The following is a 19,987-nucleotide window of genomic DNA, read 5'->3' as shown; positions in this document are numbered from 1 at the left end:
CGGGGCCTCTAGCGTTGGGTGGTGCCGCTGGGTGTGGTCCCCAGGAGCGCCAGCTCGTCCCGGCGGGGCAGCCCTTCCCAGTCGCCGGCAGTACTGACGGCGAAGGCTCCCGCGAGGGCGCCGCGCTGCAGGCGGCCGGCCACGTCCTCGCCGTCGAGCAGGGCGGAGAGGTAGCCGGCGGTGAATGCGTCGCCGGCGCCCACGGTATCGATGCTGGTGACGGGTACGGCGGGCGTTTCCCACCGGCCTGCGGCGGTGTGGACCCCGGCGCCGGCAGCGCCCCGCTTGACCACGACTTCCCGGACCCCGCGGTCCAGGAGTTCGGCGGCCATGGCCGTTTCGGCGGCGTCGGCCGTTCCGGCGCTCCCCGGCCCGGCGCCCCCCGGCGCTGCGGCGACCAGCCCGAGTTCGTCGTCGGAGGCGATCAGGATGCTGGCGTGCCGGGCCAGCGGGGTCAGGACGGCCCGCGCCTCGTCCCTGGACCAGAGCTTGCTGCGGTAGTTCACGTCGAGGGAGACTTCCAGGCCTTGGTCGGCGGCGCGGGCGGCCGCATACTCCACGGCCCGCCGCGCCTCCTGGCTGAGGGCTGCCGTAATCCCGGTGAGATGCAGGACCCGGGCGCCGTTCCGGAAGGCCCGGTCGACGTCGTCCCGGTCCAGGGTGGATCCGGCGGAACCGGCACGGTAGTAGAAGGCGCGGGTGACGTCGGCGGTGCGCCGCTCGAGGAACATCACCCCGGTGCTGCGGCTGGCGTCCTCGCGGTGCAGCACCCCGATCCCCTCGCCCCGGAGCTGCCGCAGGATGAACTCTCCGTGCGGATCCGCGCCGACGACGCCCGCCCAGCCCACCCGGTGGCCGAGCCGTGCGACGCCGACGGCCACGTTCGACTCCGCTCCGGCAACGTGCATGGCCAGGGCGCCGCCGGCGGACAGCGGCCCGGCGGAGCGCAGCGAGACCATGGATTCGCCGAGGGTGAGCAGTTCAGGGGTCCAGGCGCCGTCGGTAATCACCGCAGGCTCTCCGCGGCGATCCGTCGGTCGTATTCGGCGGCGAGCGCCAGGAAACCGCGGGCGCGTTCCCGGACCGGGGCCAGGTCGCCGCCCGAGCCGGCGTCGCCGAAGAGGGGGCTGCCAAGGCCGACGGCGACGGCTCCTGCCTGCCAGTAGGCCGTCGCTTCGTCGAGCCCCACGCCGCCGACGGCGATGAAGGGGATCCCGGGGAACGGATCCCGCAGTGCCTTGAGGTAGCCCGTTCCGCCGATTGACGCGGGGAAGAGCTTGACCGCGGTGGCACCGCGGGTCATTGCCTCGTAGGCCTCGGTGGGCGTCATCGCCCCGGCCAGTACCGGGATGCCGGCGGCGGCGGAGGCACCGATCGACTCGGCCAGGGCCGGGGTCACCATGAACTGCCCGCCGGCCTCGGCCACGTGCTCCACATCCTGCGCGGTCAGCACGGTGCCGGCCCCGACGAAACAGCCGTCCGGAGCGGCCGCGCGGACCTGGCGGATGGCTGTGAGCGCATCCGGTGTGGTCAGTGCGATTTCGACGTAGCGGAAGCCCTCGTCCATGGCCGCGAGGGCAGCCCTCGCGGCGGCGCCGCCGTCTGAGCCGCGCACGATGGCGACCAGCCGGGTCTGCCGGATTCCGGCCAGCAGGGCCTCGGGCGTCAGGTGGTTGGTCTGCTCGTTGGTCATGTGATTCACCATTCTGCGAAGGCTCCGTCGGGGTGCCGCCAGACGGGCCCGCGCCAGGCGTGGCCGCGCTTGTCCGCAGCGCGGACCACGGCCTCGTCAATTTCGATGCCAAGACCCGGGCCGGTCAGGCGTTCGATGTGGCCGTCCACGAACTTCAGCGGGGACTTGTCCATCACGTAGTCCAGGACTTCGGCGCCCTGGTTGTAATGGATGCCGATGCTTTGCTCCTGGATCAGGAAGTTCGGCGTCGCGAAGCCCACCTGCAGGCACGCGGCCAGGGCCAGCGGCCCCAGCGGGCAGTGCGGGGCCAGCTGGACCTCGTAGATTTCGGCGAGCGAGGCGATCTTGCGGACCTCGGTGATGCCGCCGGCGTGTGAGAGGTCCGGCTGGGCCACGGCGATGCCGGCCTGAAGCGCGGGCAGGAATTCCTGCCGGCTGTAGAGCCGCTCGCCGGTGGAGACCGGCGTCGTGGTGGAGGAGGTGAATTCGCGCAGAAGGTGGGTGTTTTCCGGGACCACCGGCTCTTCGAGGAAGAAGGGCCGGTACGGTTCCAGCAGCGGCGCCACCCGCCGGGCGTTGGCGAGGCTGAAGCGGCCGTGGAAGTCGACCGCGACGTCGCGGTGGTCCCCCAGGACCTCGCGGGCGGCGGCGACACGGCGGACGACGCCGTCGAGCTCCGCGACGGAGGCGATGGGGCTCATCCGGCCGCTGGCGTTCATTTTCACGGCGGTGAGCCCGACCTCCAGCTGGGCGCTGATCTGGTCGGCGACCTCGTTGGGCTCGTCCCCGCCCACCCAGCCGTACATCCGGATCCGGTCCCGGACGTGGCCGCCCAGGAGCTGGTGCACGGGGGTGTTGAAGTGCTTGCCCGCGATGTCCCAGAGGGCCTGGTCCAGCCCGGACACGGCGCTGGCCAGGATGGGCCCGCCGCGGTAGAACGAGCCCTTGGTCATCACCTGCCAGTGGTCCTCGATCCGCAGCGCATCGTTGCCGATCAGCAGCTCGGAGAGCTGGTCGACGGCGGTGCGGACCGTTTCGCTGCGGCCCTCGCAGCTGGCCTCGCCCCAGCCGACGATCCCGCTGGCGGTCTCGATCCGGACGAAGAGCCAGCGCGGGGCGACGAGGAAGGTTTCAATCCTGCTGATCAGTGTCATCGGTGGCCTAGCCCTTGGTCGCGCCGGCGGTCATGCCGGAGACGATGTACTTCTGCGTAAAGAGCGCAATGATCATGATCGGGATGGTGACCACCGTGGCGGCCGCCATCAGTCCGCCCCAGTCGATGCTGGCGTAGGAGACGAAGTCGAAGATCGCGACCGGAAGGGTCTTGGTCTTGGAGCCGGAGAGCACCAGGGCGAACATGAAGTTGTTCCAGGAGAAGATAAAGGACAGGATGCCGGCGGTGGCGATGCCGGACACGGAGAGCGGCAGGGTGATGCGGCGGAACGCGCCGATCGGGGTGAGCCCGTCCACCTGCGCGGATTCCTCCAGTTCCAGCGGCAGCGAATCGAAGTAGCTCATCATGATGTAGACGATCAGCGGCAGCGAGACGAACATGTGGCTGAGGATCAGGACCTCGAAACCGCCCACCATTTTCAGGTTGGAGAAGACGTAGTACCAGGGCACCAGCAGGGAGACGCCCGGGATGACGCGCGCCATCAGGACCACGAGGGCCGAGCGGTGCATGGTGAAACGGCTCATCGCGTAGGCCGCCGGGACGCCGAGGACCAGTGACAGTGCGGTGGAGACGAACGCGACCCAGAAGCTGTTGAAGATGAAGACGAAGTAGTTGTTGCGCTGCAGCACGTTCGCGTAGTTCTCGCCCGTGGGGGTGAAGAAGAACGACTTGCCGGTGTCGTAGATGTCCACGTTGGTCTTGAAGGAGGCCAGCAGCATCCAGAACAGCGGGGCCACCAGGAACAGCACGACGCCGATCAGCGCGGCGACCCGGAAGGCCTTGTAAGCCCGGGTGCCCAGCGGCTTGCGGCGGCGCGGCGCCGGCGCAGGCCGGGCGGCGGTTTGCGGTGCAGTTTCAGTGTTTTTGGACAGTACGGTCATTTGCTTACCGCTTTCTTGCGCATGGTCAGCAGCCACATGGAGCCGATGATGATCATGAAGAACAGGATCAGCACCGCGGAGGACAGCCCGTACTGGTTGTAGTCGAAGCTCAGGCCGTAGGCGTAGACGTTGAGGGTCTCCACCTCGTGGAAGGATCCGCCGCCCTTGCCCTTGGTGGCGTAGAGGATGTCGAAGGTCTTGAGGGCGTCGATGCCGCGGAGCAGGATGGCCACGATCACGGTCGGCATCATGAGGGGCAGCGTGATGAGGAAGAAGCGCTGGGCGGCGTTGGCGCCGTCCATCCGGGCAGCTTCGTCCGGCTCCTCGGACAGCGAGGTCAGGCCGGCGAGCAGGATCAGCACCACCATCGGGGTCCACTGCCACACGTCCATGAAGATCGTCGTGCCGAGTGCGGTGTCCTGGCCGGAGAGCCACGGCTGTGGCGGAATGCCGACCATGCCGAGCAGCTGGTTGACGAAGCCGATGTTCGGGTCGAAGATCAGCCGCCACATCATGCCGACAGCCACCGGGGTCGCGACGAGCGGCATGAGGATGGCCACCCGGACCCACTTCTCGCCGCGGAACGGGCGCCACAGCAGCAGGGCGATGCACATGCCCAGCACCACTTCGCAGACGAGGGCGACGCCGGTGAAGGTCAGGGTGCGTCCGACGGCAGGCCAGAAGCGTTCCCCGTCGGAGAGGACGGTGAGGTAGTTCTCCAGGCCGACGAACTCTGAGGCGGCCCGGACGGAGCCCTGGGAATCGGTGAGGCTCAGGTACAGGGTCCACGCGAGGGGGAAGACGATCAGGACGCCGACGAAGATCATGGCGGGGGCGGCGAAGAGCCACTTCCGGTGCCGGTTGGCCCAGGCGGAGAAATTCTCACCGGCGCTGCGGGCGGGGCCGGCGTTCCGGCCGGATCCCGGCTGGGACCGGGCGTTGCGGGGAGGAGTCAGTACAGACATGGTTCACCTAAGGAGTCGGGGGTGAAGTGAAGAGCTGGCCGCGGCGGGGCGACGGCTTGGCCGCCGCCCCGCCGGGCGGTTCAGTGCGCTACTTCTTTTCGCTGTCCAGGAACTTCTGGAAGGCGTCATGGGCGGTGTCAGCAGCGGTCGACGCGTCCGCGCCGGTGATGGTGGCCACGATCGGGCCACCCACGATTTCGCGGGCCTTGCCTACGGTGACAACCTCGGGACGGTCGTGGCCGACGCCGTTCTTGGCGCTGGCGGCGATGGCCTCGGCCAGGTCCTGCGGGTAGGTGGAGGTGCCGGCGGGGTCGGCCCAGACGGAGGCGCGGGGTCCGGGGACGCCGGCCTTCTGCGCCGCCAGGGTGCGTTCCTTGCTGGTGGCCCACTGGATGAACTTCCAGGCGTTGTCCTGGTTGCCCGAGGCCTGGTTCACCGCGAGGCCCCATGACGGGATGTTGTACGGCTTGGAGCCTGCCGGACCGGCGGGCAGTGCGGCGAAGCCGACAGTGTCGGCGACCTTGGACTTGGCCGGGTCGGTGGCGTTCTTGTAGAGCGAGTCGGCCTCGGTGTAGAAGGCTGCCTTGCCCTGGGTGAAGATGGCCATCGCCTCGGGCCAGCTCATGTCGGTGCTGACGTTGGCCGGGCCGTAGTTCTTGATCAGGCCGCCGTAGAATGCGTAGGCCTTCTTGGCGGCGTCGGAGTTGACGGCCGACTTGCCGCTGGCGTCGGTGAAGTCGCCGCCGAAGCTGTACAGGAAGCTGGAGAACTGGGTGACGGCGGCGGACTTGCTGGTCCGCGCCACGAAGCCCGCGGTGTCCGGGTTGGCGGCCTTGATAGCCTTGGCAGCCGCTTCGAGCTCGTCCATGGTCTTGGGAACCTCGAGGCCGGCGGCCTTCAGCAGGTCCTTGCGGTAGTAGAGCACTTCGCGTTCGGTGATGATCGGGACGCCGACCACCTTGCCGTCAACCGTGCTGGCCTTGACCGGGCCCTCCTGGTAGTCCTTCCAGTCCCAGCCGGCGTCCGAGGAGACCTTGGACGTCAGGTCGGCGAGGTAGCCGTTCTTGGCGAACGCCTTGCCCTCCTGGAGCGGGCGGTACATCATGACGTCGATCTCGTCGCTGCCGGCGTTGAGCTTGACGTTGTACTGGTCCGAGAGCTGGTCCTCGCCGAGCTGGGTCAGCTCAACCTTGAGGCCGGTGGACTTCTCGAATTCCGGAATGGCTGCCTTGATGCCTTCGGTCCAGACGTGGTTCGCGAGGGTGACCCGGACGGTGCCGGCGGCTTTGGCATCGGTGCTGCCGCTGGCTCCGCCGCAGGCGGTGAGGCCCAGAGACAGGGCCGCGGCGACTGCCGCGTACTGCATGATCGAACGTCGCTTCATTACGACTCCCTTGGTTCTTTAGGGGCTGGGCGTCACTGTCCAGCCGGCTGCATATGCATCGTTACATCTGCTCTGGAAGCGATCTTAGAGAAATAAAGCAGACTTAAACAACCCCTTGCGCCCGAGCCGTATGATTTATTTATGAATACCCCAAAGGCGGAGTCCTCAGCTGACCTGCATTCCGTGCTGGTCCACAAGCTGGGACTTGCCATCGCCGAGGGGACGCTGGCACCGCACTCGATCCTGCGCCTGGACGAGCTGGAGGCCCAGTACAAGGTGTCCCGCTCGGTGGTCAGGGAGGCCACGCGGGTGCTCTCCTCCAAGGGCATGCTGGAATCACGCCGGCGGCTCGGCACGGTGGTGCAGCCGGAGGACACCTGGAACGCCTACGATCCGCAGGTGATCCGCTGGCGGCTCGCCTCCTCCAAACGGCTGGAACAGCTGCAGGCGCTGAACGAACTCCGCGGCGCGATCGAGCCCCAGGCCGCCCGCCTTGCCGCCGAGCGCGCCTCCTGGGACGCCGGCAGCGATCTGGTCGCCCGGGCTGCCCGGCTCTGGTCGGCAGGCCAGCAGGGGGACCAGGACGATTTCCTCCGGCTGGACATCGAATTCCACGCCGCGGTGCTCAAGGCCTCCGGCAATCCCATGTTTTCCCAGCTGCACAAGCTCGTCACCGAGGTGCTGACCGGGCGCACCGAACACGGCCTGATGCCGCACCTGCCCCAGCACGAGGCGCTGCAGCTGCACGTCGACGTCGCCAGCGCCATCCAGCGCGGCGAGGCAAACGCGGCGCACGCGGCGATGAGCCGGATCGTGGAGCAGTCCTCGGAGGAGATGGGCGACATCTGGTCCAGGCACCAGCAGCCCGGCACCCCCGCCCCGCCCCCGGAAACACAACGCGGGGTCACATCGCGCCCATCCGGAGTGCCCGGATAGGCGCGATGTGACCCCGCGTTGCTGTGTTGTTGCTGTGTTAGCGGCCGCCGGCGATCTTCCGGCTCCGCTGTTCCTGGGCCATCGGCCCGTACGGATAGACCCCGACGCGCGGCCGGCTCACCTCACTTAGCCGCAGCAGTTCCCCCTCGGTCAGCGCGAGGTCCGCGGCCGCGAGATTGTCGGCGAGCTGTTTCGTGCTGCGCACGCCCAGGATCACCGAGGTTACGGCGGGCTGTGCCGCCAGCCACGCCAGGGCCACCTGGGCGGCACTTGCCTCGTGCCGTCCGGCGATCTCGTGCACAGCGTCCACGATCTCCCAGGTCCGCGGGTCCGCGTTCCTGGCCTTCCAGGCTTCCATGCCGCGCTCCGGGTTTTCACCCAGCCGGGTGGCGCCTGCCGGCGGCTGGTCCCGCTTGTACTTTCCCGAGAGCCAGCCCCCGCCCAGCGGCGACCAGGGCAGCAGCCCGATTCCGGCGTCGAGCGAGGCCGGGACAATCTCGGACTCGATCTCGCGGACCAGCAGGCTGTATTGCGGCTGCAGGGTCACGGGTCCGTTCCAGCCGTGGGACCGGGCCACGTGGACGGCCTTCGTCAGCTGCCAGCCGAGGAAGTTCGAGAAGCCGTAGTAGGCGATCTTGCCTCTGCAGACGGCGTCCTGCAGGAACCGCAGCGATTCCTCCAGGGGCGTGATGGGGTCCCAGGCGTGCAGCTGGTACAGGTCGATCTGCTCCACGCCAAGGCGGCGCAGCGAGTCATCCAGCGCCCGGTTCAGGTGCCGGCGGGAGGTGCCGACGTCGTTCGGGGCCTTCCCCATCGGGAAGCGGCCCTTGGTGGCGAGCACCACGCGGTCCCGGGCCTCCGGGCGCGCGGCGAGCCAGCGCCCGATGATCTCCTCCGAGACGCCGGAGCTGTAGACGTCGGCGGTGTCGATGAAGTTGCCGCCCGCCGCGAGGTAGCCATCCAGGATCGCGTGGGACTGTTCCTCAGTGGCTTCGGCGCCGAAGGTCATGGTGCCCAGCGCGTAGTTGGAGACGACGGCGCCGCTGGTGCCAAGCGTGCGGTATTTCATGGGAGTCCCCTTCAGTCTTCGGTGGGCGTGGTGCGCAGCGGGTGGTAGTTCCGCCAGGTGTGCTCCGGCGCGTAGCCGAGCAGGCGCTTGGCCTTGTCGATCGAGAGCAGGGTTTCGTGCTCTCCGAGCTCCCTGGTCACAGCCACGTTCGGGAAGACCTCCGCGGCGAGGCTGGCGCTGCTGCGGCTCATCACGGTGTCGGCGTTGGCGATGATGAACGCCTCGAACCCCGGGGTGCCGTGTTCGAGGGCACGGGCCACCGCCTGCGCCCCGTCCCGGCCGTCGATATAGCCCCAGAGGTTCCATTTGCGCAGCGTCGCGTCGGCGTCGAAGCCGGGGAACTCCTCGTAGTCCTCCGGGTCCATCACGTTGGAGAAGCGCAGGGCCGTGATGCTCAGCTCCGGATCCCAGCGGGTGAGCTGGACCGCCATCTGCTCCTCAAGGTGCTTCACCAGCGAGTAGGTGCTTTCCGGCCGGGCCGGGTATTCCTCGTCGACCGGGATGTAGGGAGGGTCGACGTCGAACGGCAGGCCGAGCACCGTCTCGCTGGACGCGTAGACAATCCTCTTGATCCCGGCCCGTCGGGCCGCCTGGAACACGTTGTAGGTGGCCTGCATGTTGTTCTCGAAGGTCGCGGCGTCCGGGGCGTGGCCCGGGGCCGGGATCGCGGCCAGATGCACAACCGCGTCGAACCCGTCGTGCCGGTCCTCAAGGCCCAGGAGCACGTCCACCACCTGGCCGTAGTTGCGCAGGTCCACCTCGGTATAACCGTGTCCGCGCGTTCCCGTGCGGTCCAGGTTGGTGACCTCGTGCCCGTCCTCGCCCAGCCGCCGGACAACGCTCCGGCCCAGCTTTCCGCTTCCTCCAGTTACAGCAACTCTCATTTGCACTCCTCGGCTCGTAGGGTTTGTTCCACCCTAGAGGGGGCGGGGGACGCTGCACACCCCCGGGGGGCGGTTCCCCGCGTGACTTTTGGCCCTAGGCACTGCCGGGCTGACCGGGCAGGCTGGGGGCCATGAACGCTGATCAGCGGATAGTCGTGGGCGTGGACGGTTCTGATTTCTCAACGACGGCGCTGCGGCTCGCCGGGCGGATGGCCAGAAGCCTTGGGGCGCCGCTGGAGGTGGTCACCTGCCTGGGCACCTCGGATCTTTTCCTGGCCTCCCACCTGCCCGAAGAGCGCGCCCCCACCACGACCCAGCTGGAAGAGACGGCCAAGCGGCTCGTCGGGGAGTCCTTGGAACGTGCCTTCGGCACTGACGTCCCGGAGGGCCTGACCCGGACCGTGAAGTTCGGGCCCCCGGCGAAGGTCCTCGTGGAGGAGAGCCGGAACGCCCAGCTCCTGGTGGTCGGCAGGCGCGGCCGCGGCGGCTTCCTCGCGCAGGTCATGGGATCGGTCAGCGGCGCCTGCGCGGCCCACGCCCACTGCCCGGTGCTGGTGGTCGGCGAGGACGCGGGAGAGCACCAGGGGAAGTGATGGGCCGCAGCCGGTGGCCGGTCCGGGGCCTCTGGATCCTCACCGGCGCGCTGACCCTCCCGGCCGCGGTGACCGGGCTGCTGGTCCCCGGCATCTACCGGGGCGTTGTGGCGGCGGAGCTGCTGCCCGGCGCGGTCTCGCAGGACCTGATGTCCGCCGCCGCCGGGATCACCCTCCCGGTCCTGGCGTTCGCGGCGCGGCGCGGGCAGGCCAAGGCGCAGATCGCGGCGCTGGGAATCCTGGGCTACCTGTTCTACGCGTACGGCATCTACTCCATCGAGCGGACCTACAACGGCTTCTATCTCCTCTACCTGGCCGTCTTTGCCCTGTCCTTCTGGGGGATGGTCTACACGGCGCTGGAGCTCCGGGCGGACGGGCCGCGGCGTGCGCGGCTCCCCCGGGGCATCCGGGTGCTCTCGGCCGCGGGCGCGCTCCTGCAGCCGCTCATCTTCTATCCGCTCTGGGTTGCCATGCTGCTGCCGCTGATGCGGACCGGCGAGCAGATCGATTCGCTTTACTCCGTGTTCATCCTTGACCTGTGCTTCATCATGCCGGCGTTCCTGATCCTGGCCGTTGGGACGTTCCGCCGCCGCTGGCCGGGGCTGGTTCTTATGCCGGCGCTGTACCTGCTCGGGTTCACCCTGATCTTCTCCCTGGCGCTGGGCGAGCTGTTCAAACCGCAGTTCGGCGTCCCGGTCTCGGCGTTGTCCCTGTGGTCCTCGGTGCTGCTGTCGGCGCTCTTCCTGGTGCTGGGAGGGCTGCACCTGTGGAAACTTGAGCTCGATTCCAGCGGGGTCGTGACGCAGCGCCGCGGGATCCACCGGCCGGACACCGCGGACGCCGGCGCCGTTCAAGGGCCGGAGGGGTAGGAGCCATGGCACAGCTGCAAGTTTCGGCGGGGACCCGCACAGCGGAACACGCCGGGCGACCCGCATCCACCCGGCTCCGCGGACCGCTGGCCGCCCTCGCCGCGGCGGCCGCCGCCGCCGGGTACGTCCTCGCGGTCCGGCCCCGGCTGCTGAACTGGGGTGCCACCAGCCAGGAAGCCGCCGGCCCGCTCCCCGGCGACGAACTCGTTCGGACGCCGCGGATGCAGAGCACCCGGGCCGTCACCATCAACGCACCGGCCGAGGGCATCTGGCCCTGGCTGCTCCAGCTGGGTGCCGGGCGCGGGGGCATGTACAGCTATGACCTGCTGGAGAACGCCGCGGGCCTCGGCATGCACAGCGCGGACGGGATCCTGCCCGAATACCAGCAGCTCGACGTCGGCGATGTCATCCCGCTGGGCCCCGACGTCGGGATTCCGGTCCGGCGCCTGGCGACCGCAGCGGTGCTGGCCCTCGGCGGCACGATGGATCCACGCACCGGGAAGAGCACCCCTTCCCGCGGGGCCGCGGCGAGCCCGCGGCTGGAGCTTGGCTGGACCTTTGTGCTGCAGCCCGTCGACGGACACACCACGCGGCTGCTGTCCCGCACGCGGTACGACTACTCCCCGCTCCCCGTGGGGCTGATTCTCCGGCCAGTGCTGGAACCCGTGCAGTTCGTCATGGAACGGCGCATGCTGCTGGGCCTCAAATCCCTGGCCGAGGGCCGCGGCCGCTACCGGGGCGGCCCCCGGCGTCCATGACCTTGTGCCCTACGCCGGCGCCCCGGACCGGATTAGCCTGAAGATTCAGGGGCGGTGCGCAGCCGCCCGCCGGCTTCCGGGAGGCAAACGGTGAAATCGGCAAGAACCAGTATCATCGCAGGCATAGCCTTAATGGCGGCCGGCGTCCTGCTGCTGCTGGATCTGCTCGGGATCCTCGACAGCGCGGCCCTCGTGTGGCCGCTTATTTTCGCGGCGGCCGGGGCCGCTTTCCTGACCCTGTTCCTCCGCAGCCGGGACAACTGGTGGGCCGCCATCCCGGGCTCGGTCTTCCTGGGCCTGGCGGCGGTCATCACTCTCACCCAGCTCTGGCCGGGCGCGGCGGAATGGGGCGGTGCTGTCTTTTTCCTGTTCATGGGCTCAGGCTTCGGCGCCGTGTATGTGCGCGAACGCTCCAACTGGTGGGCGCTGATCCCCTGCGGGGTGATGCTGACGCTCGCCCTCGTGGTGGCCCTCCCGCAGGCCTGGGGCGGCATACCGGTCGCCGCCGTCCTGTTCCTGGGCCTGGCTGCCACGTTCGCGGCCCTGTCCCTGGTTCCGGTCCACCCCGGCCCCAGCCCCAGCGACGGTTCGCACCCTGGCTCCGGCCCTATCCCTGGCCCGGGCAGCTACCCGGACCGGTCTGCAGCGCTGGCCGGCCACCCGGGGCCCGCGGCACCGTCACGGATGAAGTGGCCCCTGATTCCGGCGGCGGTCCTGGCCGTGCTGGGGCTCATCTTCGCCCTGCAGGCCACGGCGCTGCTCACCGCGAGTGAGTTCTTCGTCCCGGTATTCCTGGTCCTCGCCGGTGTGGCGCTGCTGGTCTACGCCTACCGCCACCGGGGCGGCGCCCACCCCGGGGCCCAACACAACGTGCACGGGGCCTGACGGATCAGGCGCCCCCGGCGAGTTCGGCCATGGCCGCGCGCAGGCGGGTGCCGGCGTCCTCAGCGACCTCGCGGACCTCGGGTGCGCCGCTGAGCTGCACCATGGTTTGCGGGTCGATGGCATGGACGGTGGTCGCGGTGGCCCCGGATCCGCGGCGCACCACGACGTTGCAGGGCAGGAGCGCCCCCATTTCCGGTTCGGCGGCCAGCGCCCGGCTGGCAAGCATCGGGTTGCAGGCCCCGAGGATGACGTAGTCCCCCAGCGCTTCCGCGGCTTCCTCGCCGAGTTTGGCGGCGAAGGTGGCACGCACATCGATTTCCGAGAGTATTCCGAAGCCCTGGGCGGCGAGCGCCGCACGCGTCTTTTCGACGGCCTCCGCCCAGTTCAGCGGGACGACGGCGGTGTAGGTGTAGCTCATGCGGTTACTCCTGGGGATTGGTTTCGGCCTTTAGCAGGTAGTCGACGAACCAGTCCCTGGCGAGGATGGCAGCCGCCGCCAGCGTACCGGTTTCCTCAAAGAGATGGGTGGCACCCTGGACCACAGCCAGCTGGTTGGGGCAGCGCATCATGGCTTTCGCCTTGCGGTTGAGCTCGAGCACCTCGTGGTCGTAGCTGCCCACGATGAGCAGTGTGGGGGCCCGGACCGCGGACAGCCTGGGTCCGGCCAGGTCCGGCCGGCCGCCGCGGGAGACGATGGCGTCGATCCTGGCAGTGGGTTCGGAGGCGGCCCAGAGTGCGGCCCCGGCGCCCGTGCTGGCTCCAAAGTAGCCAATCCTGGAGGAGGCTGTGTCCGGCCGGGTGGCGAGCCAGTCCGTGGCTGCGGACAGCCTGCGGGCCAGCAGTTCAATGTCGAAGACGTTGGCGCGGTTTCGTTCCTCCGCCGGGGTCAGCAGGTCCAGCAGCAGGGTGCCGAGTCCGGCCTGCTGGAGTACCCCGGCCACGTACCGGTTCCGCGGGCTGTGCCGGCTGCTGCCGCTGCCGTGCGCGAACAGCACCACGCCCGGGGCCGGGACCGGCAGGTGCAGCTGGCCCTGGAGACGGACCCCGCGCGAGGGGATCTCGACTTCCTCATCGAGCTCGGCGGCGTCCTCCACGCCGGCCGCGGCCGGCTTCCGGGACTCCGGCGCTGAATTCTGCAGCCGCTTGGCCGCCGCGTCGAGCAGTTGCACCACCTCGTCGTCCTCGGTGGGTGAGAAATCGCGGTAGTGGTAGCCGACCGCGGAGAACTGGTGCGGTGTGGCGAGGCAGACGACCTCGTCGGGCTCGGTCAGGCTTCGGAGGGTGTCGGCGGGGGCGACCGGAACAGCCAGGATGACCCTCGCGGCTCCGAGCTCGCGGGCGATCCGGCAGGCGACCCGGGCGGTGGAACCGGTGGCGATGCCGTCGTCGACGATCACGGCAATGCGCCCGGTGAGATCCTGGCGCATCCGGCCTTTCCGGAAACGGGCCACCCGGTTCGCCAGCACGGCGCGTTCATGGTCTTCGACGGCCTGCAACTCCGCGTCGCTGACCCGGGCATGGGCCAGCACATGCTCTTCCAGCACCCGGGCGCCGCCCTCACCAATCGCCCCCATGGCAAGCTCCGGCTGGTAGGGAAGTCCCAGTTTCCGAACCACGATCACGTCCAGCGGGGCGTTGAGGGCCGCGGCGACTTCGAAGGCGACCGGGACGCCGCCGCGGGGCAGACCCAGGACGACGATGTCCTGGCCCCGCAGTTCCGCGAGCCGCCTCCCCAGTTGCCGGCCGGCGTCGACCCTGTCTTCGAAAATGCTCATCGCTACGGCTTTCCAGTCGGGATGTCGGCCGCGGGCTCATCCAGGCGTGCGTTCCGCAGGCTGGGGAATTGACCAGTTGGCCGCTCCCTCCCACTATCTGCCAGGAACCCGCCGGGGGTGAGGGCCTTTATGCCCGGTTTGGCCGGTGCCCCCGCCGGGCCCCCCGGTGATGGAGCATGTGGCCGGGCGTCGCGGTGCTGAACCGCGCGGCCCGGCGCGAAATGTGGTGCGTCCGGCCGCGGCGCCGGATGCCCGCAGGCTTGGGCAGGACGGGCTGCTGCGCGGCGCGGGAGTAGAACCAGAGTTTGGCGAGTTCAACCAGCACCAGGTAGACCGCGGCCATTCCGAGCAGGGCCAGGAAGAAAGGGACGGGGAGCGGATCGAAGCCCAGCACACCGGCGAGGGGCGAGAGCGGAAGGTAGACCCCGAGGGCCACGACGGCCAGGGAGGCGCCGACCAGGCCCACCGAGGGCCGGCTGCGGAAGAACGGCACCCGCCGGGTCCGGATGACGAAGATGATGAGCGTCTGCGTGGCGATGGACTCGATGAACCAGCCGGCCCGGAATTCGCCGGGGACGGCATCAAAGACAAACAGCATCAGGGCGAACGTGGCGAAATCGAACAGGGAGCTGATCGGTCCGAAAAGAAACATGAAGCGGCGGATGAAGCCGATGTCCCAGTGCGAGGGAGCAACCAGTTGTTCCTTGTCCACCCGGTCCCCCGGGATGGCGAGCTGGCCAGCGTCGTAGAGCAGGTTGTTCAGCAGGATCTGCCCCGGCAACATCGGCAGGAAGCTCAGCACGACGGAGGCCGTGGCCGCGCTGAACATGTTGCCGAAGTTGCTGGAAGTGCCCATCAGAACGTACTTGATGGTGTTGGCGAAGATCCGCCGGCCCTCCATGACGCCTTCGGCCAGGACACCCAGGTCCTTGTCCAGCAGCACGACGTCGGCGGCATCCTTGGCGACGTCGGTGGCGCTGTCGACGGAGATGCCGATGTCCGCGGCGTGCAGCGCCAGCGCGTCGTTGACGCCGTCGCCCATGAAGCCGACGGACCCTCCGCTTTGCCGCAGCAGCCGGATGATCCGGGCTTTCTGTTCGGGCGAGACCCGGGCGAAGATGCTGGCCTCACGCGCGGCGGCGGCCAGTTCCGGATCGGACAGGGCCTCGACCTCGGCGCCGGTGAGCGTGCCGCCGGAGAGGACCCCGAGGTCGTCGCAGACCTTTTCGGCGACCTTCGCGTTGTCCCCGGTGGCGATTTTGACGGTGATGCCGAGTTCCTCGAGCCGGTCCAGGGAAGCCCGGGCGGTGGCCTTGGGCCGGTCCAGGAAGATCAGGAAGCCGGCGAGGACCAGGTCTTTTTCGTCCGGGGGTCCGATTGCGGTCAGGCCGCCGGCCGGGCGGGTGGCGACGGCCACCACCCGGGAGCCGGCGTCGAACTCTTCGTCCAGCATCGCCTGCACGTGTGCCGGGGTGTCCCCGCAGAGCGCCAGGACGTCTTCCGGCGATCCCTTGGTGACGATGCGGGCAGCGGCGCCCGCTTCGCTGACCAGAACGCTGGTCCGGCGGCGCAGATGATCGAAGTCGATGACGTCGAGCCGCTCGTACCGGGCGGGCTGGAAGGCTGCGGCTCCGGCGGAGGCCCACAGCGCGGCGTCCAGGGGGTTCAGGCCCACCGGGGAGCCTTTGGATTCGGCGTAGTCGGCTTCGGTGGCCAGCAGCCCCAGGGTGAGCAGCTCGCCCGCGGAGATGCCGGGGCCGGCGGGCAGGGCGGCGGTAAAGCTGATCCGGCCCTCGGTCAGCGTCCCGGTTTTGTCGGTCACCAGAATGTCCATGTCGCCGAGGTCCTCGATGCAGACCAGCCGTTTGACCAGGACCTTGCGTTTGGCCAGCTGCCGGGTGCCGGTGGCCAGGCTCGTGCTGACGATGGCGGGCAGCAGCTGCGGGGTGATCCCGACGGCGATCGCGAGCGAGAACAGCAGCGACTCGATCACGGGCCGCTGCAGCACCAGGTTGGCGATGAAGATCAGGGACGTGAGGCCGATGGCAACCTGGAGCAGGAGGTAGGAGAAGCGCTGGAGGCCCAGCTGGAATTCGGTCTGCGGCTGACGTTCGCCGAGGCCGAGGGCGATCCGGCCGAATTCGGCCCGGCCGCCGGTGGCGACCACCACGCCGGCGCAGTTGCCGGCCTGGATCACGGTTCCCATGAACAGGCACGACGTCAGGTCACCGAGCGCCGCAGCGCCGGGGACGGGGGCGGGGTCCTTGCTCACCGGCATCGATTCGCCGGTGAGGATGCTTTCGTCGCAGAGCAGGTCCTTCGCCGTCAGCAGCCGCATATCGGCGGGGATGATCGCGCCGATGGCGAGGTGCACGACGTCGCCGGGCACCAGCGCGGTGACGTCGGTTTCCTGCGGGGTCCCGTCGCGGACCACGACGGCGCGGTGGGTGACGCGGGAGTGCAGCGCCTCGGCGGCGCGTTCGGCGCGGTATTCGTTGCTGAACCCCAATCCGACGCTGACCAGCAGGATCACGCCGATCACGATCGAGTTCGTGGCGTCACCGAGGAAGAGCGAGAGACCGGCCGTGACGAGCAGCAGGATCAGGATGGGGCTGCGCAGCTGACGGCCCAGCACGGACCAGCCGCTGGCCTGATGGGTGCGGAGCGCATTCGGTCCCAGCTCGAGGAGGCGCCGGGCGGCCTCGCTGCTGCTCAGGCCCTGCTCGCCGGAGCCAAGCTGCGCTGCGACCTCGCCCACCGGCCGGTGGGCGGCGTCGGCGATCATCAAGGGCGCAGCGGGTGGTCTCTGGACATCGAGCTCTGGCATGCAGGATCCGTTCGAACGTGGAGTTATGCCCTAGGGTACGTCCACAAGCTGAATCCTTCACGGGCGTCGAAACACGGGAACCGGATGTATATAATTTCCCGGTACGGTTTTGCAGCGGTTCCGGTGTGAGCTGGCACGGGTTTCCGCGCGCAGCCCGGCGGCCCAGGCCATGGACGAGATCCAGTACGCCGCCACGGTGCGCGGCCATGGAGTGCGCTCCATCCTGGCTCTGCCGTTCCTACTCGACGGCGACACCCGCGCGGCCCGCAACATCAAGCTCCATGTGGTGGCTGCTGGGGTCGTGGAGTCGCTCGGTCAAGGACCCGCCCGCACCCACTTCGAGGGCTAGGCGGTCGGCCCGGCGCGCTGCGTGGCAGGGCTTGCGGCCGGCGTCCCGGCGGCGACGTCCAGGATGGTGCGGATCGTGTCCTCGTGGGCGAGGATGCGGAAGTGGCCCGCAGTGTCGAGCTGGATATTGCGGGCGCCGGGCAGCACGCTGCCCTCGGGGATATGCGGGTCGAAGAGACCGTAGACCGAGGTAATGCGCTCGTTGATGCGTTCCTCACGGGAGAGCTGAATCGTCACGGCATTGCGGGGCGAGAAGGCGCGCAGGCTCGGCAGCAGCATGAACGAGGCGTAGCGTGAACCGGAGAACGGTGAGCAGACCGCCACCATGCCCGCGATCCGGCGTTCGGGGTCCAGTTGCATCATCACGAACTTGCCGATCAGCCCGCCTTTGCTGTGTGCGACGATCATCGCGTCCGTCAGGTCACGGTCCCGGATGTAGCCCGCAATCAGATCCGCGGCTTTGGGCACCGCGAGCCGGTTCCGGTGCAGCAGGCTCAGCACATATACCGGATGGCCCGCCTCATGGAGCCGCTGGACCAGCGGGAGCATAAAGCGCCAGTCCTCGTACACACCCGGAATCACGACGACAGGCCGGCCGGTCCCGCCGAGGAAATCGTCCGGCCGGGTCCGGGAGACGGCGCTAAGCAGCTGCCGGCCCGCGGCGTAGACGTAGTCCTGGACCCACCAGCCGGCTGCCTGCAGTACCCGGTTCATGCCGGGCGCCCCTGTGGTGTCTCCCGGGCCGCCGGCTGGATCCCGGCGAAGTCCAGGATGGCTCCGGCCACTTCCACCGAACGGTTGTGCTGCACCACGTGCCCGGTGCCTTCGACTTCGAGCAGCTGCCCCCGGGCCGCGCTGGCGGTCAACCGCCGGCACCAGTCCGCGGACGCGACGGGGTCATTGGCGCCGCGCAGGACGAGGACCGGCGCCGTGACCCCGGTGATCCGCTGATCCGTCCGGTAGCCCATCATGACGCGCAAGGTTTTCAGGAACCAGCTCGGGCCGCAGCGGAGATAGTCCGTGAAGACCAGGGCGTTCGAGGACGGGCTTTCGAAGAAGAGGCTGTCACGGCCCAGTGCAGTGGCCTGCTGCGCCACGGTGCGCCGCAGCGGGTCGACCACCGGCCCCATCAGGACCAGATGGGAAATGCGGCCCGGCTGCTGCAGTGCGGCCTCAACCGCGAACTGGCTTCCCATAGAGTGCCCGACGAGCACGAACTCCAGGACGCCGAGCTGTTCGAGGGCGCCCAGGATGTAGGCTGCGTGGTCCGCGACCGGGAGGGTGTTCTCCGGCCGGGGGGTAGCGCCAAAGCCGGGCAGGTCGATCGAGTAGGTGTCCACGGATGCGGCCAGCAGCCCGTGAAGCCGGCTGAGATAGCGGTGCGAGGCACCGATCCCGTGGATCAGTACGACGGCGGTCCGCCCCGGCGCGTGGCTGGCCGGGCTCTTGGAGACAAACACGTGGCCAAGATGGCCCGCTGCCTCAATCTCGAAGCGTTCGGGCGTGCGTGTGGGGGGCTCTTTCAGCATCCAGTAAGCATACTGACAGAGTTTGGCGGGTCAGCCATCGCGTTTGTCCCGCTCGCTGAACTCCTCGTCAAGGTCGTAGTGCCTGAACTCGGTCTCCGGGTTCGGTTCGCCGTCGGCCACGTATTCGTGGTCCAGCTGCCGCTGGACCTGGCTGTCGAGGACCTGCAGGTCCTTGTCCTCCACCTTGCTGAGGTCCTCGGGGAATTCATCCTCCGGCGTGAGGTGCAGCTTCTCGGTCATGGCACGCCTCTCTGGGCCGGGGAGGTGGACTCGAAAATGCTGTCCCGGCCGTCTATAGAATAGCCGGGGCCACCGGCTAGGGGAATACGGCCTGAGGCGGGCCGGGGTGCGGGGCCGGGGGCAGCTAGCTGTCGGCGGGACCAAGCGGGGCCCTGGCCGCTTCACCGGTGGTCTTCCCGGCCGCGGGTTCCTTGAGTTCGATGAATATGGTGTGCGTTTCCGTGTCGCCGATGTTCTCGCCGGAATGGTCCTGGGCGGCGAGCCAGCGGGCCGTCCCGGCGGGAATCTCGACGTCGACGTCCTCCCCGTGGCCCGAGAGCCGGCGGCGGAACGAGCTCAGGGTGACCATGACGCTGTCGGGGTGGCCATGCTCCACGGTCTTGTCGCCCGGACCGTCGCGGTATTCGAGCACCCGGACGCGCGCATTCTCGAAAACTACCCGGTACAACGCGGGGTTCGACACCACCGGATCCTGGCCCATGGCGCGAGCTTACGCCTCTCCCCCTGTGCCTGCCAGAGGTGCGGCCCCGGGGAGGCCCGGGAACTCAGCCGGACCTACGCCTGGCCGGGTTCGGGTCCGACGTTGACGAGCCAGTCGGTCCCGAATTTGTCGGTGCACATGCCAAAGATGTCCCCCCATGGCGCCTTCTCCATCGGGACGGTCACTTTTCCGCCGTCGGCGAGCTTGTCGAAGTAGCCGCGCAGTTCGTTCTCGTCGGAGCCGCTGAGGGACACGGAGATGCTGGTGCCGGGCGTGTAGTCCATCCCGTTGGGCGTGTCGGCGCCCATCAGCACCATGCCCTTTTCCGTGGACAGCATGGCGTGCATGATCTTGTCCTGCTCGGCGGGATCGTCGCTGGCCTGATATTCGCCGAAGGTGCTCATGTTCAGTTGGCCGCCGAAGACGGACTGGTAAAAAGCCATGGCTTCTTTCGCGTTGTCGCGGAAACTCAGGTACGGGTTGAGCGTGGTCATGTCCGGGACTCCTTGCAGCTGGGGGCGCGGCCGGGGGTGCCAGGTTGCGGCCGCGGCCGGCGCACTTTTACAGGGCATATCCTGCCCCAAATCAGCCGTTCCCGATAGGTGTCTGCCGCTGCCGGCGTCCGGCTTCGGCAGCGCCCTGACTCACTGGCGTCCCGGCGCACATGAGGACGGGGGACCGGCGGCCGGCGCCGCC

At 68.9% G+C, this 19,987-nt stretch carries 22 protein-coding genes; 6 read left to right on the top strand and 16 right to left on the bottom strand.

The features are described 5' to 3' along the window. Window positions 1-8: 8 nt before the first annotated feature. The 6 genes from QCD75_RS11215 to QCD75_RS11190 all read right to left on the bottom strand — a co-directional run bounded on the left by QCD75_RS11215 (window position 9) and on the right by QCD75_RS11190 (window position 6,097). Entirely contained in the window at window positions 9-1,010 is a 1,002-nt protein-coding gene (locus QCD75_RS11215; protein WP_301228590.1) for a sugar kinase, read from the bottom strand. Beyond that, window positions 1,007-1,693 (bottom strand): bifunctional 4-hydroxy-2-oxoglutarate aldolase/2-dehydro-3-deoxy-phosphogluconate aldolase, encoded by a 687-nt coding sequence (locus QCD75_RS11210; protein WP_301228588.1) that lies wholly within the window; start codon window positions 1,691-1,693, stop codon window positions 1,007-1,009. Before QCD75_RS11210 ends, QCD75_RS11215 begins: the two co-directional genes overlap by 4 nt. Before the next feature lie 5 nt (window positions 1,694-1,698). After that, the gene (gene dgoD, locus QCD75_RS11205) at window positions 1,699-2,847 is read right to left on the bottom strand and encodes a galactonate dehydratase (protein ID WP_226760662.1); all 1,149 of its coding nucleotides are present in this window, start codon (window positions 2,845-2,847) and stop codon (window positions 1,699-1,701) included. 7 nt (window positions 2,848-2,854) lie between these two features. Beyond that, on the bottom strand, window positions 2,855-3,748 hold the full coding sequence (locus tag QCD75_RS11200; RefSeq protein WP_301228586.1) for a carbohydrate ABC transporter permease: 894 nt from the start codon (window positions 3,746-3,748) through the stop codon (window positions 2,855-2,857). Further along, window positions 3,745-4,713, bottom strand: a complete 969-nt coding sequence (locus QCD75_RS11195; protein WP_226760664.1) for a carbohydrate ABC transporter permease — start codon at window positions 4,711-4,713, stop codon at window positions 3,745-3,747. The genes QCD75_RS11200 and QCD75_RS11195 overlap by 4 nt, the downstream gene beginning before the upstream one ends. A gap of 88 nt (window positions 4,714-4,801) precedes the next feature. Further along, entirely contained in the window at window positions 4,802-6,097 is a 1,296-nt protein-coding gene (locus tag QCD75_RS11190; protein ID WP_301228583.1) for an ABC transporter substrate-binding protein, read from the bottom strand. A 141-nt stretch (window positions 6,098-6,238) separates the two neighbouring features. Here QCD75_RS11190 and QCD75_RS11185 point away from each other — a divergent pair, with 141 nt between their 5' ends. Further along, entirely contained in the window at window positions 6,239-7,033 is a 795-nt protein-coding gene (locus QCD75_RS11185; protein WP_301228581.1) for a FadR/GntR family transcriptional regulator, read from the top strand. Window positions 7,034-7,070: 37 nt separating this feature from the next. Here the strand turns inward: QCD75_RS11185 and QCD75_RS11180 are convergent, their stop codons facing one another. Beyond that, the gene (locus tag QCD75_RS11180; RefSeq protein ID WP_301228579.1) at window positions 7,071-8,102 is read right to left on the bottom strand and encodes an aldo/keto reductase; all 1,032 of its coding nucleotides are present in this window, start codon (window positions 8,100-8,102) and stop codon (window positions 7,071-7,073) included. An 11-nt stretch (window positions 8,103-8,113) separates the two neighbouring features. Beyond that, entirely contained in the window at window positions 8,114-8,986 is an 873-nt protein-coding gene (locus tag QCD75_RS11175; protein WP_301228577.1) for an NAD-dependent epimerase/dehydratase family protein, read from the bottom strand. Between the two features lie 131 nt (window positions 8,987-9,117). Between QCD75_RS11175 and QCD75_RS11170 the strand changes: the two genes are divergently transcribed. From QCD75_RS11170 to QCD75_RS11155, 4 genes are all read left to right on the top strand, one after another. Then, window positions 9,118-9,579 carry a universal stress protein gene (locus QCD75_RS11170; protein WP_301228575.1) on the top strand — a complete coding sequence of 154 codons (462 nt, stop codon included), beginning with the start codon at window positions 9,118-9,120 and terminating at the stop codon, window positions 9,577-9,579. Then, a complete protein-coding gene (locus QCD75_RS11165; protein ID WP_301228573.1) occupies window positions 9,579-10,448 on the top strand; it encodes a hypothetical protein in 870 nt (289 codons plus the stop codon). Before QCD75_RS11170 ends, QCD75_RS11165 begins: the two co-directional genes overlap by 1 nt. A gap of 5 nt (window positions 10,449-10,453) precedes the next feature. Beyond that, a complete protein-coding gene (locus QCD75_RS11160; protein WP_301228571.1) occupies window positions 10,454-11,206 on the top strand; it encodes an SRPBCC family protein in 753 nt (250 codons plus the stop codon). Between the two features lie 132 nt (window positions 11,207-11,338). Continuing rightward, on the top strand, window positions 11,339-12,091 hold the full coding sequence (locus QCD75_RS11155; RefSeq protein ID WP_301228569.1) for a hypothetical protein: 753 nt from the start codon (window positions 11,339-11,341) through the stop codon (window positions 12,089-12,091). 4 nt (window positions 12,092-12,095) lie between these two features. On the opposite strand, the gene QCD75_RS11150 is transcribed toward QCD75_RS11155, so the two are convergent. The 3 genes from QCD75_RS11150 to mgtA all read right to left on the bottom strand — a co-directional run bounded on the left by QCD75_RS11150 (window position 12,096) and on the right by mgtA (window position 16,693). Next, window positions 12,096-12,509: a DUF302 domain-containing protein gene (locus QCD75_RS11150; RefSeq protein WP_301228567.1), complete on the bottom strand. Its 414-nt coding sequence runs from the start codon at window positions 12,507-12,509 to the stop codon at window positions 12,096-12,098. A gap of 4 nt (window positions 12,510-12,513) precedes the next feature. After that, complete coding sequence (locus QCD75_RS11145; RefSeq protein WP_301228565.1) at window positions 12,514-13,866, bottom strand: phosphoribosyltransferase family protein; 1,353 nt, start codon at window positions 13,864-13,866, stop codon at window positions 12,514-12,516. 127 nt (window positions 13,867-13,993) lie between these two features. Beyond that, window positions 13,994-16,693 (bottom strand): magnesium-translocating P-type ATPase, encoded by a 2,700-nt coding sequence (gene mgtA, locus QCD75_RS11140; RefSeq protein WP_301228563.1) that lies wholly within the window; start codon window positions 16,691-16,693, stop codon window positions 13,994-13,996. Between the two features lie 169 nt (window positions 16,694-16,862). Here mgtA and QCD75_RS11135 point away from each other — a divergent pair, with 169 nt between their 5' ends. Beyond that, window positions 16,863-17,042, top strand: a complete 180-nt coding sequence (locus tag QCD75_RS11135) for a hypothetical protein (protein WP_301228561.1) — start codon at window positions 16,863-16,865, stop codon at window positions 17,040-17,042. On the opposite strand, the gene QCD75_RS11130 is transcribed toward QCD75_RS11135, so the two are convergent. The 5 genes from QCD75_RS11130 to QCD75_RS11110 all read right to left on the bottom strand — a co-directional run bounded on the left by QCD75_RS11130 (window position 17,039) and on the right by QCD75_RS11110 (window position 19,785). Next, window positions 17,039-17,755, bottom strand: a complete 717-nt coding sequence (locus tag QCD75_RS11130; protein WP_301228559.1) for an esterase/lipase family protein — start codon at window positions 17,753-17,755, stop codon at window positions 17,039-17,041. The genes QCD75_RS11135 and QCD75_RS11130 overlap by 4 nt on opposite strands. Then, window positions 17,752-18,570 carry an alpha/beta fold hydrolase gene (locus QCD75_RS11125; protein WP_301228557.1) on the bottom strand — a complete coding sequence of 273 codons (819 nt, stop codon included), beginning with the start codon at window positions 18,568-18,570 and terminating at the stop codon, window positions 17,752-17,754. The genes QCD75_RS11130 and QCD75_RS11125 overlap by 4 nt, the downstream gene beginning before the upstream one ends. A gap of 30 nt (window positions 18,571-18,600) precedes the next feature. Further along, the gene (locus QCD75_RS11120; RefSeq protein WP_226759012.1) at window positions 18,601-18,810 is read right to left on the bottom strand and encodes a hypothetical protein; all 210 of its coding nucleotides are present in this window, start codon (window positions 18,808-18,810) and stop codon (window positions 18,601-18,603) included. Window positions 18,811-18,934: 124 nt separating this feature from the next. Beyond that, window positions 18,935-19,291 (bottom strand): cytoplasmic protein, encoded by a 357-nt coding sequence (locus QCD75_RS11115; RefSeq protein ID WP_301228554.1) that lies wholly within the window; start codon window positions 19,289-19,291, stop codon window positions 18,935-18,937. A 74-nt stretch (window positions 19,292-19,365) separates the two neighbouring features. Continuing rightward, window positions 19,366-19,785: a VOC family protein gene (locus tag QCD75_RS11110; protein WP_301228552.1), complete on the bottom strand. Its 420-nt coding sequence runs from the start codon at window positions 19,783-19,785 to the stop codon at window positions 19,366-19,368. Window positions 19,786-19,987 lie beyond the last annotated feature (202 nt).

It is taken from the genome of Arthrobacter sp. PsM3, assembly GCF_030433895.1.
Taxonomy (GTDB): Bacteria; Actinomycetota; Actinomycetes; order Actinomycetales; family Micrococcaceae; genus Arthrobacter.
Note: the sequence above shows the minus strand (reverse complement) of the source record. Positions and strands in the feature narration are given on the sequence as shown.

What these genes read in the sequence shown, in the direction of transcription:
- QCD75_RS11195 (WP_226760664.1), bottom strand. Translation starts at nt 4,713, where the DNA reads ATGTCTGTACTGACTCCTCCCCGCAACGCCCGGTCCCAGCCGGGATCC.
- QCD75_RS11170 (WP_301228575.1), top strand. Translation starts at nt 9,118, where the DNA reads ATGAACGCTGATCAGCGGATAGTCGTGGGCGTGGACGGTTCTGATTTC.
- QCD75_RS11150 (WP_301228567.1), bottom strand. Translation starts at nt 12,509, where the DNA reads ATGAGCTACACCTACACCGCCGTCGTCCCGCTGAACTGGGCGGAGGCC.
- QCD75_RS11175 (WP_301228577.1), bottom strand. Translation starts at nt 8,986, where the DNA reads ATGAGAGTTGCTGTAACTGGAGGAAGCGGAAAGCTGGGCCGGAGCGTT.
- QCD75_RS11160 (WP_301228571.1), top strand. Translation starts at nt 10,454, where the DNA reads ATGGCACAGCTGCAAGTTTCGGCGGGGACCCGCACAGCGGAACACGCC.
- QCD75_RS11210 (WP_301228588.1), bottom strand. Translation starts at nt 1,693, where the DNA reads ATGACCAACGAGCAGACCAACCACCTGACGCCCGAGGCCCTGCTGGCC.
- QCD75_RS11165 (WP_301228573.1), top strand. Translation starts at nt 9,579, where the DNA reads ATGGGCCGCAGCCGGTGGCCGGTCCGGGGCCTCTGGATCCTCACCGGC.
- QCD75_RS11130 (WP_301228559.1), bottom strand. Translation starts at nt 17,755, where the DNA reads ATGAACCGGGTACTGCAGGCAGCCGGCTGGTGGGTCCAGGACTACGTC.
- QCD75_RS11135 (WP_301228561.1), top strand. Translation starts at nt 16,863, where the DNA reads ATGGACGAGATCCAGTACGCCGCCACGGTGCGCGGCCATGGAGTGCGC.
- dgoD (WP_226760662.1), bottom strand. Translation starts at nt 2,847, where the DNA reads ATGACACTGATCAGCAGGATTGAAACCTTCCTCGTCGCCCCGCGCTGG.
- QCD75_RS11125 (WP_301228557.1), bottom strand. Translation starts at nt 18,570, where the DNA reads ATGCTGAAAGAGCCCCCCACACGCACGCCCGAACGCTTCGAGATTGAG.
- QCD75_RS11190 (WP_301228583.1), bottom strand. Translation starts at nt 6,097, where the DNA reads ATGAAGCGACGTTCGATCATGCAGTACGCGGCAGTCGCCGCGGCCCTG.
- QCD75_RS11155 (WP_301228569.1), top strand. Translation starts at nt 11,339, where the DNA reads ATGGCGGCCGGCGTCCTGCTGCTGCTGGATCTGCTCGGGATCCTCGAC.
- QCD75_RS11120 (WP_226759012.1), bottom strand. Translation starts at nt 18,810, where the DNA reads ATGACCGAGAAGCTGCACCTCACGCCGGAGGATGAATTCCCCGAGGAC.
- QCD75_RS11110 (WP_301228552.1), bottom strand. Translation starts at nt 19,785, where the DNA reads ATGACCACGCTCAACCCGTACCTGAGTTTCCGCGACAACGCGAAAGAA.
- QCD75_RS11180 (WP_301228579.1), bottom strand. Translation starts at nt 8,102, where the DNA reads ATGAAATACCGCACGCTTGGCACCAGCGGCGCCGTCGTCTCCAACTAC.
- QCD75_RS11145 (WP_301228565.1), bottom strand. Translation starts at nt 13,866, where the DNA reads ATGAGCATTTTCGAAGACAGGGTCGACGCCGGCCGGCAACTGGGGAGG.
- QCD75_RS11200 (WP_301228586.1), bottom strand. Translation starts at nt 3,748, where the DNA reads ATGACCGTACTGTCCAAAAACACTGAAACTGCACCGCAAACCGCCGCC.
- mgtA (WP_301228563.1), bottom strand. Translation starts at nt 16,693, where the DNA reads ATGCCAGAGCTCGATGTCCAGAGACCACCCGCTGCGCCCTTGATGATC.
- QCD75_RS11115 (WP_301228554.1), bottom strand. Translation starts at nt 19,291, where the DNA reads ATGGGCCAGGATCCGGTGGTGTCGAACCCCGCGTTGTACCGGGTAGTT.
- QCD75_RS11185 (WP_301228581.1), top strand. Translation starts at nt 6,239, where the DNA reads ATGAATACCCCAAAGGCGGAGTCCTCAGCTGACCTGCATTCCGTGCTG.